General features: G+C 68.4%; 14 protein-coding genes. 10 read left to right on the top strand and 4 right to left on the bottom strand.

The features are described from left to right. The first annotated feature begins 60 nt into the window (after positions 1 to 60). From ACM6LR_RS00630 to ACM6LR_RS00610, 5 genes are all read left to right on the top strand, one after another. Positions 61 to 924, top strand: a complete 864-nt coding sequence (locus ACM6LR_RS00630) for a PHP domain-containing protein (protein ID WP_414942968.1) — start codon at positions 61 to 63, stop codon at positions 922 to 924. Next, positions 921 to 1,550, top strand: coding sequence for a MarC family protein (locus ACM6LR_RS00625; protein ID WP_409492778.1), 630 nt, complete (start codon positions 921 to 923; stop codon positions 1,548 to 1,550). The genes ACM6LR_RS00630 and ACM6LR_RS00625 overlap by 4 nt, the downstream gene beginning before the upstream one ends. Before the next feature lie 607 nt (positions 1,551 to 2,157). Further along, entirely contained in the window at positions 2,158 to 3,018 is an 861-nt protein-coding gene (locus tag ACM6LR_RS00620) for a PD-(D/E)XK nuclease family protein (RefSeq protein WP_414935596.1), read from the top strand. A 31-nt stretch (positions 3,019 to 3,049) separates the two neighbouring features. Continuing rightward, positions 3,050 to 3,394, top strand: coding sequence for a hypothetical protein (locus ACM6LR_RS00615; protein WP_414935595.1), 345 nt, complete (start codon positions 3,050 to 3,052; stop codon positions 3,392 to 3,394). 116 nt (positions 3,395 to 3,510) lie between these two features. Next, the gene (locus ACM6LR_RS00610) at positions 3,511 to 4,122 is read left to right on the top strand and encodes a hypothetical protein (RefSeq protein WP_414935594.1); all 612 of its coding nucleotides are present in this window, start codon (positions 3,511 to 3,513) and stop codon (positions 4,120 to 4,122) included. A 49-nt stretch (positions 4,123 to 4,171) separates the two neighbouring features. Here ACM6LR_RS00610 and ACM6LR_RS00605 read toward each other — a convergent pair whose 3' ends face one another. Beyond that, positions 4,172 to 5,566, bottom strand: a complete 1,395-nt coding sequence (locus tag ACM6LR_RS00605; protein ID WP_414942967.1) for a hypothetical protein — start codon at positions 5,564 to 5,566, stop codon at positions 4,172 to 4,174. A 209-nt stretch (positions 5,567 to 5,775) separates the two neighbouring features. Next, on the bottom strand, positions 5,776 to 7,410 hold the full coding sequence (locus ACM6LR_RS00600; RefSeq protein WP_414935592.1) for a DEAD/DEAH box helicase: 1,635 nt from the start codon (positions 7,408 to 7,410) through the stop codon (positions 5,776 to 5,778). Positions 7,411 to 7,842: 432 nt separating this feature from the next. Here ACM6LR_RS00600 and ACM6LR_RS00595 point away from each other — a divergent pair, with 432 nt between their 5' ends. The 3 genes from ACM6LR_RS00595 to ACM6LR_RS00585 all read left to right on the top strand — a co-directional run bounded on the left by ACM6LR_RS00595 (position 7,843) and on the right by ACM6LR_RS00585 (position 10,180). Beyond that, positions 7,843 to 8,496: a ferritin-like fold-containing protein gene (locus ACM6LR_RS00595; RefSeq protein WP_409492784.1), complete on the top strand. Its 654-nt coding sequence runs from the start codon at positions 7,843 to 7,845 to the stop codon at positions 8,494 to 8,496. Between the two features lie 59 nt (positions 8,497 to 8,555). Then, positions 8,556 to 8,786 (top strand): DUF3107 domain-containing protein, encoded by a 231-nt coding sequence (locus tag ACM6LR_RS00590; RefSeq protein ID WP_414935591.1) that lies wholly within the window; start codon positions 8,556 to 8,558, stop codon positions 8,784 to 8,786. 113 nt (positions 8,787 to 8,899) lie between these two features. Next, entirely contained in the window at positions 8,900 to 10,180 is a 1,281-nt protein-coding gene (locus ACM6LR_RS00585; RefSeq protein ID WP_414942966.1) for a heparan-alpha-glucosaminide N-acetyltransferase domain-containing protein, read from the top strand. Positions 10,181 to 10,587: 407 nt separating this feature from the next. Here the strand turns inward: ACM6LR_RS00585 and ACM6LR_RS00580 are convergent, their stop codons facing one another. Together ACM6LR_RS00580 and ACM6LR_RS00575 are read right to left on the bottom strand one after the other, a co-directional pair. Next, positions 10,588 to 10,914 (bottom strand): DUF4873 domain-containing protein, encoded by a 327-nt coding sequence (locus ACM6LR_RS00580; RefSeq protein ID WP_414935589.1) that lies wholly within the window; start codon positions 10,912 to 10,914, stop codon positions 10,588 to 10,590. Continuing rightward, a complete protein-coding gene (locus ACM6LR_RS00575) occupies positions 10,911 to 11,678 on the bottom strand; it encodes a TetR/AcrR family transcriptional regulator (RefSeq protein ID WP_414935588.1) in 768 nt (255 codons plus the stop codon). The genes ACM6LR_RS00580 and ACM6LR_RS00575 overlap by 4 nt, the downstream gene beginning before the upstream one ends. 50 nt (positions 11,679 to 11,728) lie before the next feature. Between ACM6LR_RS00575 and ACM6LR_RS00570 the strand changes: the two genes are divergently transcribed. Together ACM6LR_RS00570 and ACM6LR_RS00565 are read left to right on the top strand one after the other, a co-directional pair. After that, positions 11,729 to 12,637, top strand: a complete 909-nt coding sequence (locus tag ACM6LR_RS00570) for an AurF N-oxygenase family protein (protein WP_414942965.1) — start codon at positions 11,729 to 11,731, stop codon at positions 12,635 to 12,637. Continuing rightward, positions 12,634 to 13,557, top strand: coding sequence for an alpha/beta fold hydrolase (locus tag ACM6LR_RS00565; protein ID WP_414935587.1), 924 nt, complete (start codon positions 12,634 to 12,636; stop codon positions 13,555 to 13,557). The genes ACM6LR_RS00570 and ACM6LR_RS00565 overlap by 4 nt, the downstream gene beginning before the upstream one ends. The last annotated feature ends 34 nt before the right edge of the window (positions 13,558 to 13,591 follow it).

Here is a 13,591-nt window from a genome sequence, read left to right as displayed (position 1 = left end):
GGGCACTTTAGTCGCGCCCTGGCAGCGCGGCCCTGATCAGCGCGATAGACAATACAGTTGATGCGCATCGACCTGCACGCCCACTCCACCGCCTCCGACGGCACCGACAGCCCTGCCGGGCTGGTAGCCGCCGCCGCGAAGGCGGGCCTCGACGTCGTCGCGATCACCGATCACGACACCACGGCCGGCTGGGCCCCGGCCGCCGAGGCCCTCCCGCCCGGCCTTTCCCTGGTGCCCGGAGCCGAGCTGTCCACGATCTCCGTCGATCCGGTGACCGGGCGGCACGTCAGCGTCCATCTGCTCGCGTATCTCTTCGACCCGGCGTCGCCGGCGCTGGTCGCCGAGCAGACCCGGCTGCGGTCGGAGCGGCGGTGGCGGCTGCGCGTGATGGCCGAGCGGATGGCCGCCGACGGTCTGCCTGTCGATCCCGACGAGGTCATGTCGCTGTTACCGGAGGACGGTTCGGCCGGACGGCCGCATCTCGCGCAGGCCCTGGTGCGCGGCGGCGTCGTCTCGTCGGTGAACGAAGCCTTCGGGAGCTATCTCGGCAACGGCAGCGGGTATTTCGTGGCGCGTCAGGACACGCTCGTGGAGGACGCGATCGACATGATCGCGGACGCGGGCGGGGTCACCGTGATCGCGCACCCCTTCGCTTACACGCGCGGCGCGACCATCACCGTCGATGTGCTCGCGGCGCTGGCGGGGCACGGGCTCACCGGCGTCGAGGTCGACCACCCGAACCACGACGAGGAGACCCGCGTCCGGCTGCACGGGCTGGCGGGGGAACTGGGGCTCGTGCGGACAGGGTCGAGCGACTACCACGGCACGAACAAGACCATCGACCTCGGCGACGAGACCACCGACCCGCTCGCGCTGGAGGAACTCGTCTCGCGGTCGACCGGATACGAGGTCGTGACCCGGTGACGATCACGGACTTCTTCGACGCGCGCCTGTTCATGAGCGCGACGATCACGCTGATCGTCATCATGGACCCGCCCGGCACGGTGCCGGTGTTCCTGAGTCTGACCGGCCGGAAGTCGGTGGCGTTCCGCGCCAAGGCCGCGCGGCAGGCGGTACTGGTCTCGCTACTGGTGATCTCGCTGTTCGCGGTGGCCGGGCAAGCGATCCTTTCGTACCTCGGCATCGGCATCCCGGCGTTGCAGGGCGCGGGCGGGCTGTTGCTGCTGCTGATCGCGCTGCAGTTGCTCACCGGCAACACCGGCGGTGAGGCCGAGGCGGCGGGGGACGACGTCAACGTCGCGCTGGTGCCGCTCGGAACGCCGCTGCTCGCCGGTCCGGGCGCGATCGCCGCGACCATCGTCTTCGTACGGCAGGCCGATGGGCACCCCGGCGCGTACGTGGCTCTCGCGCTTTCGATCGTGACGGTGCACTTCGTGCTGTACCTGTGCATGCGGTACTCGGGCGTGGTCATCCGGCTGATCAAGGAAAGCGGGATCACGCTGCTGGCGAAGATCGCCGGTTTGCTGCTGGCAGCCATCGCGGTCGAGCTGGTGGCGAACTCGGTGAAGGGCTTCATCGCGGGCACGTGACGGGGGCTGAAGGGGACTTTCCTCTCATGTCATGAAGCGAAAGCTCCCTTCACCGCGTCGGATGCGGTCATGGGCCCCTTCAGCCCACCTGCGTGCCCTGGCGACAACGCGGGTGATAGCAAAGGTCCCTTGCTCTCTCTTGGCATGCCGTGAAGCCTCCTTCCCTACTTGAGGGTCAGGGTCCCGGCAAAGTCGCAGCGCTGCTGATGGTGATTCGAGCTTGGCATCGCTAGTGCCTGCCAGGCCCGAGTGGGGAGGATTCGGGACGTTGAACGTCCGAAATCTTCCCCGCTCGGGCGTGTGCCGGGGGGCATATCCCCCTGAACCCTTGTTGATCAAGCTCCGCAACCGGTGTGACCCCGCGACGATGGAGGAATGGGGACACTCAACGTCCCAATTCCTTCATCGTCAGCCTCACGCAGCGACGGATAGCCGCCTGACCCGCAAGACCTCGACTTTGCCGGGGCCCTGACCCTGACGGTAGGGAAGGGGGCCTTCACGGACCCTGCCCAGGCGCAAGCGATAGCAAAGGTCCCTTGCTCTCTCCCTGGGGATCCCCTCGAAAAGTGTCGGTGGGGGTGCGTAGCGTTGCGGGCGGGGTGATCCGATGGAGCAGATTGGTTTCGACTTCGGCGTCGAGGCACCGCGCAAGCTGACGAAGGTCTCGCCCGCGCGCCTCGCGACGTTCGAAGACTGCCCGCGCCGTTACCGCATGTCGTACCTCGACCGCCCGTCCCCGACCCGCACCGGGGCGTGGGCGCACAGCACGCTCGGCGCGGTGGTGCACAACGCGTTGCGGGCGCTGTTCGACCTGCCGGTGATCAAGCGCGTGCCGCAGCGGGCGATGGCGCTCGTCGCCGAGCACTGGAAGGACGCCGGGTTCGAAGACACCGGCCAGGCCGCCCGTTATCGCGCGCGTGCCAAGGGGTGGGTGGCGGAGTACGTCGAGCACAACGACGTCAGCGTCGATCCGGTCGGGTTGGAGCGCTGGGTTTCGGCGCCCGTCACGCTCGAACCGGGCAGCGGGCCCAGCCTCATCATCGAAGGCCGCGCCGACCGCATCGACCAGCGCGGCCGGGAGCTGGTGATCATCGACTACAAGACCGGTCGTCGTGAGCCGGACGACTACGAGGCGCGCTCTTCGCAGGCTTTGGCGCTGTACGCGGTCGCGGCCGCCAGAACGTTGCGGGCGCCGTGCTACCAGGTCGAGTTGCATCACGTGCCCACGGGCACCATCGCGGCCGCCGAGCACACCGAGCAGAGCCTCAAACGGCATCTCCAGCGCGCCGATGAGACCGCCGGGGACCTACGGCTGGCAACGGATACCCTGAACGCCGGCGGCGACGAGGACGTGTTGTTCCCCGCGCGCCCGAGCCGCCGTTGCTCATGGTGCGACTTCCGGCCCAGCTGCGCGGCAGGCCAGGAGGCCGGACCGGCATCCCAGCCGTGGGAGCTGCTGGCGCCCTAGCTCGAAACCCGACGATTGGACAGGCGAGGACGTGTCGTCACCGGACACCGAAGAGCTCGCGACCGCACCGCTGCCCGTGGGACCGGACGTTTCCGCGGCGTCCGGGCGCGGCCGGTTCTGGCGCGGGCTGACCGGTTCGCTCGCGGCCGGGATGGTCGTCCTCGCGGTGTGCGTGCTTTCGATCGCCGGGATCTGCCTGTCCACCGGTGTTCCGGGGCCGGGACCGCTGATGCTGATCGGACATCCGGTCGCGACGGTGGTCGCCCTGCTCTGTCAGCGGGTGGCCGATGCGCGGAATGGTCGCGTCGCGGGCTTCGCGGGTCTCGGCGTCGTGGTGAGCGTGACGGCCGCGCTGAGCCTGTTCTGGTGGAACTGAACACGGCAGGAAAATGCCACTTGCCGGAAAAGTAACCTGGCACAGCGAAACTGTGGCTCACTGGGCACGTCGTAGACGAAGACGCTGCCGCACAGCGAGCACGGAAGGCACCGTTGATGACCTACCCACCCCAGCCCCACCACGACCATGGCGGGCAGCAGTACCAGCAGGGCGGTTACGACCAGAGCGGCGCGTACCCCCAGCAGCAATACCCCCAGCAGCAGTACCCCGGCTACGGCCAGCAGCCCTACGGTCAGAACCAGCAGTACGGGCAGGGCTTCGGCGGGCCGCCCGCGCCACCGAAGAACGGCAAGACCGGCCTCCTGGTGGGCATCGCCGCCGCTGTCGTGGTGCTGGTCACGCTCGGTATCACCGGGTTCGTCGCTCCGGGGTTCTTTCTCAGCGACGACGCGGCCGACAAAGTGACCAGCCCTGAAGGGACCGCGCGGGCGATCGTCGACGGCATCAACGCCGGCGACAGGACCGCGTTGACGGCGCTCAAGTGCGGGAACGCGGAAAAGGACATCGACCAGGTCATCGATCGAGTCGGCGAAGCGTCGAACGCCATGCTCGGCGAGGTCACCAAGGTCTCCGAGACCAAGTACACGGTGGCCGTCACGCTGAGCATCGCGGGGCGACCCGCCACCGCCACCGGCACGCTCGCCGACGAGGGCGGCAAATGGTGCTGGAAAGAAGTCAGCCGGCTTCGTACAAAATCTTCGACGTAGTGACCGGATCCACCGAGCGCAGCAAGGGACCTTTGCTATCGCCCGGCGGTCACTTGAGGGCGGCCAGGGTGGCGCCGCGCTGCTCCAGCAGCACAGGCCCGACCGACGAGAGCCGCACCGGGCCGGTGTAGCCGTGCCGGTCGACGCCGACGGTGCGGATCGTGGTGCCGGTCAGCTCGTCGAGTACGGCGAGCCCGCCCTGGATCGGCACGACCAGCTGATCCCCGAAGGTGACGCCGGGCCCGACGGAGCTGTTCAGTGTCCAGCGCGGCGTGAGGTCGTCGCGTGAGAACGCCATGGTTTTGGAGCCGGTGAACCAGTAGACGCCCTGCGCGGTCCACGCGGTCGCCATGATGCCGCCCACCGGATCCTGCTCGATGTCCGCGGCGGGCGCGTCGAGCGGGTACGCCGATTTCTGCAGGCCGTCGCCGCCGTAGATGACCAGCAGTTTCTGCTCCGGCAGCACGATCAGCGCGAGGTCGCCGGACATCGCGACGACTTTGGCGTTCTTCCCGGCGAGCACGGTGCTGTAGTCGACCTTCGGGTCGTCGGCCTCGTCGTTGGTCGCGCGGTAGATGGTGAAGCGGTCGGCCGGGTCGCCGGGGCAGCGCTCGATCACGCCGATCTTGCCCGCCGCCGCGGCCACCGTGCCGTAGGTGCAGCCCGTCCTCGGCTGCTTGTTCGCGTTCACGATGGCCGGGACCTGGCCGTACTCCATGCTCTTGACCAGGTCGTCGCGCCAGGTGTTGAGCAGTTTCTTGCCGGTCGTGGTGACGTGCGAGCCGTCCACGACCAGCTGGGTGCCGAGTTCGGCGTCGCCGTTGCGCTGCGCGGTGCGGCGCCCGGTCCCGGCGTCGAGCTGGGTGACCTCGCTGCAGCCGGTGTCCTTGCGGTACACCGCGTCCACTTTGATCCCGGCGAGTGCGACGGTGCACAGCTCGAGATCGCGGGAATAGCGCCATCGGACATCGCCGGTGTACGGGTCCCGGCCGAGTACTTCGCCCTTGTCGGCGGTGACGACGCTGTTGGCCTCACCGATCGGGACGGGCGTCGACGAACTGGGCGCCTGCCACAGTTCGGTCAGCGAGCCGGGTACTTCCGCCGGAGCGGGCGGGAGACCGGGCGGCAGAGTGGCGGCGATCTGTGCGACCGTCGCCGCGTTGTCGCTGGTCACGCCGATCACGACACCGGTGACCGCGACGACCACCACGATGACCGCGACGATCACGCGATCCCGCGTGCGGTTCCACGGCGAGCGCCGGGCGCGTTTCCCGGCCGCCGGAGGCACGGTGGCCTCCGGCTGGGCGGGTTCGGCGTCCAGTACGTCTTCGGTGCCGATCGCGGCCGAGGTGTCCGGCTCGCCGCCGTTCGACGGCTGTTCGGGATCAGCGGACATGGGCCGTGCCGGATCTTCGTCCGGCGCGGCGTCCCAACGTTCGCTCACGTGCCCTTAGCTCCCCACGTCCGCGGTCTGCGTTCTGAGTGGTGAACCCGCGACCGCGATCTCGTCGCCAGGGTGCTGGACGGGCACACAGGTCACGTGTGCGAGCCAGGCACCTTGCCGCAGGGATCGCGGGGCCTTCGGCCGGGGCAGGTTCACGTTTGTGGCTGGTTCCGCAGTGAGCCTTCAGCTCCGCCGCCCGGTTCTGATGCTCAGTCTGCCGACGCAGGTGTATCAGAAGTCGTCGAGGGACGGCGACGGCGGCGTCGGCGAGCCGGACGCTCGGCGCTGTCGCCTGCTTCCTTCTCGACCGCTGGGCCACTGACCTCCGGGCTCGGCTTCGCGGCGCCACGGCTGCGGCGGCGCGTACGAGTACGCCCCTCCGAAGTGGCTTCGCTCTGGCCCTCGGCGCTGTCCGCCGAAGCGTTCGCGGCGGCGTCGGCGGCCTCGATCTTGGCGGCCGCGTCGGCACCGCCACGGGTCCGCTTGCGCGGCGTGCGGTTGCGCTTGCGGGGTGCCTCTTCGTCCTTGTCCTTCGCCACGCCCTGGCCGCGGCCACGGCGCTTGCCACCCAGGTCTTCCTCGACCTCGGCCGAAAGGCCGGCGCGGGTGCGCTTCGAGAGCGGGAGACGGCCGGCGGTGCCCTCGGGGATACCCAGGTCGCTGAACAGGTGCTTGGACGACGAGTACGTCTCGGCAGGCTCGGGCATGTCGAGCCCGAGGGTGTCGGAAATCATCTTCCAGCGCGGCTGTTCGTCCCAGTCGACGAGGGTGATCGCGACACCGGTGCGGCCCGCGCGGCCGGTGCGGCCGATACGGTGGACGTAGTTCTTCTCGTCCTCCGGTGTCTGGTAGTTGATCACGTGCGTGACGTCGTCGATGTCGATACCGCGGGCGGCGACATCGGTGGCGACCAGCACGTCGACCTTGCCGGCGCGGAACGCGCGCAGCGCCTGCTCGCGGGCGCCCTGACCCAGGTCACCGTGCACGGCGGCGGCCGCGAAGCCGCGCTCGACGAGTTCGTCGGCGACCTTCTGCGCGGTGCGCTTGGTGCGGGTGAAGATCATCGTCAGGCCGCGGCCCTCGGCCTGCAGCGCGCGGGCGATCAGCTCGGGCTTGTCCATCGAGTGCGCCCGGTAGACGAACTGGGTGGTGCGCTCGTGGATCGCGCCGGCGTCGTTCTCCTCGGCGCGGATGTGCGTCGGCTGGGTCAGGAACGTGCGGGCCAGCGTGATGATCGGGCCCGGCATGGTGGCCGAGAACAGCATCGTCTGCCGCTTGTCCGGAACCATCCGCAGGATGCGTTCGATGTCGGGCAGGAAGCCGAGGTCGAGCATTTCGTCGGCCTCGTCCAGCACCAGGCCGCGGACCTTGCCCAGCACCAGGTGCTTCTGCTCGGCCAGGTCCAGCAGGCGGCCGGGCGTCCCGATGACGACGTCGACGCCGCTGCGGAGCGCCGCGATCTGCGGCTCGTACGGGCGGCCACCGTAGATGGCCAGCGTGCGGATGCCGAGGTGCTTGCCCGCGCCCTTGAGGTCGTTCGCGACCTGGATGCACAGCTCGCGGGTCGGCACGACGACCAGCACCTGAGGGGTGCCGTCGCCGGGGACCTCGACGCGGTGCAGCAGCGGGACGCCGAAGCCCAGCGTCTTGCCCATGCCGGTGCGGGCCTGGCCGATGAGGTCGTCGCCTGCCATGGCCAGCGGCAGGGTCAGCGACTGGATGGCGAAGGTGCGCTCGATCCCGGCTTCGCTCAGGGCCTTCACGATCTCCGGCTTGACGCCGAAGGAGGCGAAGGAAGCGGCTTCGGATTCCACCGGCGCGCCCGCCTGAAGCGGGTGCGACACGTCGAGCGCCGCCGGGCCTGTCTCGCTGTGCTCCAGCGCGACGGCCTCGGGGACGTCGGTGGTGGTGTTCTCTTCGGTGGTGATTTCGTTCGTGGTCAGGGTGCTCGCCTCTCTCGTGACCAGCGCGCACTGCCCTGGTCACCGTTCGACACTCGACCACGAGGATTCGCTCGGCTCCGCGCTACTGGCGCTGAAGCGGCCCTTCGTGGGAATGCCGCAGGATGGCGTGCACGCACATCATTCTTGCGCTGACCAGGGCCACATCGGCTGTCCTTCAGCCGCAGCAGCGTCCCGATCCGGGACGGAAGATCCGTCGTATCCGGCCGCCAGTGTACCTGGTCTGCGGTTTCAGGATAGTCCCCGCCGCGCCGGAGTGGGTGTGATCGGTCTCTTCACCACTCCGCGGGTGTGTTCGGCGATACCCTCTTCGCCGTGACGGAGGCAAAGCAGATCAGCGAGGGCGTAGTCGATTTGCTCGGCGTACTCGCCTATGGGGAATTGTCCGCATTCGATCGCATGGCCGAGGACGCGCGCACCGCGCCGACCCTGTCCGGCCGGGCCGCGCTGGCGTCCATGGCGGCCGCCGAGATCGGGCACTACGACCTGCTCACCAAGCACCTCGCGGGACACGGCGTCGCGATCGAGGACGCGATGCGGCCGTTCGTCGGGCACATCGACGCCTGGCACGCCTCCACGAAGCCGCGTTCCTGGCTGGAGTCGCTGGTGAAGGCCTACGTCGGCGACGGGCTCGCGGCGGACCTCTACCGCGAGATGGCCAGCTGGCTCGACCCCGAGACCAAGGATCTGGTGCTCACCGTGCTCGCCGACACCGGGCATTCGGCCTTCGCCGAGCGCGAGGTCGCGGCCGGGATCGGAGCCGACCCGAAGGCGCGCGACAAGCTCGCGCTGTGGGGCCGTCGCCTGCTGGGCGAGGCGCTGACGCAGGCCCAGTACGTCGTCGCCGAACGGGACGGGCTCGCCGAACTGATCGTCGAAGGATCGGGCGACCTTTCGGGAATCGCCGCGCTGTTCCGCCGGTTGCAGCAGGGGCACACCAAGCGCATGCAGGTACTGGGGCTCGGCTGAGGTCTCTTCGGCTAGCCTTGTCGGACAAGTAATTTCGAACTTTCAAGCGGAGGTCCCACGTGGAGGTCAAGATCGGCATCAAGGACACGCCGCGGGAGCTCGTGGTGTCCAGCAGCCAGTCGCCCGACGAGGTCGAGGCACTGGTCGCGAACGCCTTGGGGGCCGTCGACGGGATCTTCCGCCTCGACGACGAAAAGGGCCGCAAGTACATCGTGCCCACCGACCGGATCGCCTACGTCGAGATCGCGCCGTCGGACGTTCGCAAGGTCGGCTTCGCCGTTGGTGGCTGACCCGATCGGGTTGTAGTCCGATGTCACAGTGGCGTCACCGCCGTGTCTCAGCCAGCTCTCAGTTTTGATCGTCACGCTAAGGCGGGGACGGCGGGGGCTAGCCGAGGAATGAGGTGGACGGCGTCACTGTGATGGACCGCGCGCTGGTCGACGGCGCGCGCACTGTTCCCGAACGAGGCAGACGGGGCGCTGGGCGTCTGACCGGTATCGACGTCGCCCGCGGCCTGGCCGTGCTCGGCATGTACGCGGTGCATGTCGGCCCTGATCCCGCCAAGGGCGGCGTAGGGGTGCTGTTCAAACCGTTCGAAGGCCACTCAGCGGCGCTGTTCGCGGTGCTGGCCGGGGTCTCGATCGCGCTGATGTCCGGCGGTCGCCGTCCGAAACTGGGCCGTGACCGGACCCGCGTCGTGCTCAAGTTGGCGACCCGCGCACCGCTTTTGGTGGCGCTGGGACTCTGGCTGACCAGCCTCGAAACCGGCTACATGGTGATCCTGGCCTATTACGGGGCCTGTTTCCTCTTCGCGATTCCGTGGCTGCGCGCGAGCGCGAAGGCGCTGGCGATCGCCGCGGTCGTCGTCGCCGTGGCGGGCCCGCTGTCCTCGCATCTGATCAGGGCCCAAGTGCTACCCCGTGACCTGCTGTTCTTCGCTCCGGACCTGACCGCGGACGACGTCACCTCGACAGGTCTGCTGAAGGCCGCGAGTGTGCTCGTCCTGACCGGGACCTTCCCCGCGTTGACGCTGATGGCGTACGTGTTCGCGGGGATGTCCCTCGGGCGGATGGACCTGACCTCACGCAGCGTGTGCCGCCGCCTGTTCCTCGGCGGAACGGCGCTCGCGGTGGGCGGGTACCTCGTGTCTTGGATCGCGACCGGGCCGCTCGGCGGCATGCAGACCGTCTACCGCTCGCTGGAACCGGCCGCCGCGCAGGCGGGGATGACGCCGCCGGAGTTCTTCCGGCTCCACCAGACCTGGATCCACGGCACGCCGCCGACCACCAGCTGGGCCTGGGAGCTGCTGCCGACCGGAACCTCGTACACGCCGTTCGACCTGCTGATCTCGATCGGGATCGCGGCGGCGGTGATCGGTGGCTGCCAGCTGCTGATGCCGAGGTTCGGGCGCGTGCTGCGGCCGCTTTCGGACCTGGGCGGGCGGGTGCTGAGCGCGTACGTACTGCATTTCGTGGCGATCGCTGTGCTGTGGGACGAGAGCGACGGCGATTCGATCTTCAGTGTGCTGCATTTCGTCGAGTTCTCGGTGGTCGCGCTGACCGCCGCGGTGCTGTGGCGGAAGTTCATCGGGCGCGGGCCGCTCGAATGGGCGATGAACAAGCTGTCGAGCTGGCCGAAGTATCTGGGAGCGGTGACGCAGGTGCCTGCTCAGCGGCGGGGCTGAAGGGGCCTCTCGCGGGAACGCCCCTTCCCTCGGCTCAAGGCAGGGTCCCGGCAATGTCGAGGTGGCGGCTAGTGGTCGCTGCGTGAGGCTGACGATGGAGGAATGGGGACGTTGAGTGTCCCGATTTCTCCATCGTTGCGAGGTCACACCGGTTGCGGACCTTGCTCGACAGAGATTCGGGGACATGTACCCGGCACACGCCTGAGCGGGGAAGATTTCGGACGGTGAACGTCCCCAATCCTCCCCACTCCACTGGCCTGAGCTCGATCTTCCGTTGCTCGAGGTCCGAGACCGGCGCGACCTCGTGACGATGGAGGAGTTGGGACACTGAACGTCCCCATTCCTACATCACCGGCCCTCGGGCCGGGGAGCGGCGCCGACCAGTGGGCCTTCACGTACTGCCACGGTCAGGCGTTGAGTTCGTTCAGCTCTTCGAGGCTGGTGGGGACGTGGAAGGGCGGCGTGCTGGTGCCCATGATGCGGTAGCGGTCCCACGGGTCCGGGTCGGAGAGTTCGCCCTTCGCGCTGTACTCGCCCGCGCGGATCTCGACAGCGGTCTTCTTGCCGTCGGCGGCCGCGGACACCTGCTCGCTGGTGGCCACGCGGCCGTACCAGCGGTAGTAGCCGTCGATCGGCTGGAAGTAGCCCCGCAGTTCGACCGTGGCCGCGATCTCGGTCCCGTCGATCACGAGGACCGCTTCGCCGGAGTAGCCGTCTTCGTCGTGCTCGCTCATTGTGCTTCTGCTTCCTTCCGCATCTGGACGACCTTGTTCTCTTCGAGCGGCAGGTTCGGGTCGATGACGATGCCCTGCTGCCGGGAGAGGCCGTCGATCGCGGCCCAGATGATCTGCGTCAGATATTCGACGACGCTGTCGCGGCCCATCGAGCGCCGGTCCAGCCACCATTCGCCGGTGCTCTGCACCATGCCGACGATGCCGTGCGCCCACGGTTCGGCGGCGCCGGAGTCCATGTTGAACATCCGCATGTAGTCGCCGAGCAGCGCGGTCAGCGCGGTGGCGATCAGTTCCTTGTCCTCGGCGACGACGTCGGACTTGACGAGTACCTTCTCCTGCAGGCCACCGCGCGCGAGCAAGCGGTACAGGTTGGGGTGCTCCTCGATGACGCTGAAGAACGCGTCGAGCGCCATCCGGATCCGGGGGACCGGGGCCAGCTCGGAGTTGATGGCCGGGATCAGCCGCTGGAAGAGGATCTCGGTGCCACGCTGCCCGAGCGCGACGTACAGGTCGGCCTTGTCGTCGAAGTGCCTGTACAGCACAGGCTTCGTGACGCCCGCTTCGGCGGCGACGTCTTCCATGCCGAGGTCCGGCCCGTGGGTGTCGAGCGCGCGGAGGGCGGCCTCGACGAATTCCGCGCGGCGCTCGATCCGGTGCTTGCGCCAGCGATCGCGACGGGCGTCACCCGTGTCGGCCTCACCCGCCGTGGGGTGCTTGCTCGACTGCTTGCTGTTGCGCTTGACACGTTCGATCACCCCGGTCATGCTACCAGAGGTAACTGTTACCGCGAGTTACAGATAGGGGCGTGTCGGCCATGACGCGGGCGCTGAAGGAAACAGACCGGGAGAAGACGGCCGAGCGGCTGCTCAAGTCCTCCGCAAACAAGTTCTACGACCCCGACGTCGACATCGACTGGAACGCTCCGCTGGTGGACGGGAAGCACTTCATCCCGGCACATCGCTCCTCGCTCTACGGCACCAAGCTGTGGGACTCGCTGTCCGAAGAGCAGCGCATCGAGCTCGGCAAGCACGAGGTCGCGAGTGTGGCGACGACCGGGCTGTGGTTCGAAATCCTCCTGATGCAGATGCTGCTCAAAGAGGTCTACGACGAAGACCCGACCAGTTCGCACGCGCAGTACGCGCTGACCGAGATCGCGGACGAATGCCGTCACTCGACGATGTTCGCGCGGATGGCGTCGCGGATCGGTTGCCCGTCCTACGGGCCGGTACCTTGGCTGCGGCGCCTCGCGAAACTGATGCCGTCGATCAGCTACGGGCCCGCGCGCTACGGCGCGATCCTCGTCGCCGAAGAGGTCCTCGACCGGCTTCAGCGCGAGCAGATGAACGACCCGGACATCCAGCCGTTGGTGCGGATGGTCAACCGGATCCACGTGCTCGAAGAAGCCCGTCACGTCACCTTCGCCCGCGAAGAGGTCACTCGCGGGATGGCGAAGCTGTCGAAGAAGGAAATCGTCTATCAGCAGTTCATCATCGCGCTGATCTCGTACTTCGTGACGCGGGCGTTCATCAACCCGCATGTCTACAAGGCCGTCGGCATCCGTCCGCGTGACGGCGTCGAAGCCGCGATGAACAACCCGAACTGGCAGGACAGCGTGCGCTGGGCCGGCGAGAAGATCATGCCGTTCCTGCAGGAGGCCGGTCTGGTCGGGAAGCCGGGAATGTACTTCTGGCGCAAGTCCTTCCTGCTGCCGGGGAAGCGATGAGGAGCGTCGAACAGCGCGGCACCGTTTCCTGGGACCCGTCCAGGGAACACCGGTTCGTGACCGGTGACGGCACCGCCCTGCACGTCGAGACGAGCGGCCCCGCCGACTCCGAACTCACGCTGGTACTGGTGCACGGCTGGACACAGGACCTCCGGACCTGGGACGGCGTGGTGGCCCGGCTCGGCGACTCCGTCCGGATCCTGCGCTACGACCTGCGCGGGCACGGTGGTTCCGCGCCGGCGAAACCGGGCACGGCGACGATCCCGACGCTGGCGAACGACCTCGCCGAGCTGATCGAAGACCGTGTACCGAACGGGCCGATCGTGCTCGCGGGCCATTCCATGGGCGGCATGACGATCATGGAATTGTCCCGTAGTCACCCCGAATTCGTGGCCCGGCGCGTCGCCGGTGTCGCCTTCGTCGCCACGTCGTCCGGTGAGATGGACCGGATCACCCTCGGCCTGCCGGGGATCGCGGGCAGCGGCGCGGCGAGGTTCGAACGGCGCCTCGCGAAACTGCTCGCGAAACAGCGCCGGGACGCCTTGCCGTTGCCGCTGTCGGTGGTGCGCCCCGGCGCGCGAATGCTCGTCTTCGGGCGGCGCCCGCGGCGGGAGGACGTCAATTCGGTGGCGGAACAGCTGCTGTGCGCGCATCCGGCGAGCGTCGCCGGATTCCAGGACGCGATCTCACGGCACGACTGCCGTGTCACGCTGGCCGCGCTGCTCGGGAAACCGGTGATCGTGCTGTCGGGGGAGCGGGACAGGCTCTGCCCGACCACCCACGCCAAGGTCATCGCCGACGCGCTGCCGGACGCCGAATTCGTGCGCTACCCGGGTGCCGGGCACATGCTTCCGCAGGAACGGGCACAGGAGGTTTCGGACCGCGTCGCGGCACTCGTCCGCCGCGCCGCGAGGGTCTGAAGAGGGAGCAGGGGACCTTTGCTATCGCTCTCGG

Source organism: Amycolatopsis sp. cmx-11-32 (assembly GCF_047608695.1).
In the GTDB taxonomy this organism is placed as follows: Bacteria; Actinomycetota; Actinomycetes; order Mycobacteriales; family Pseudonocardiaceae; genus Amycolatopsis.
Note: the sequence above shows the minus strand (reverse complement) of the source record. Positions and strands in the feature narration are given on the sequence as shown.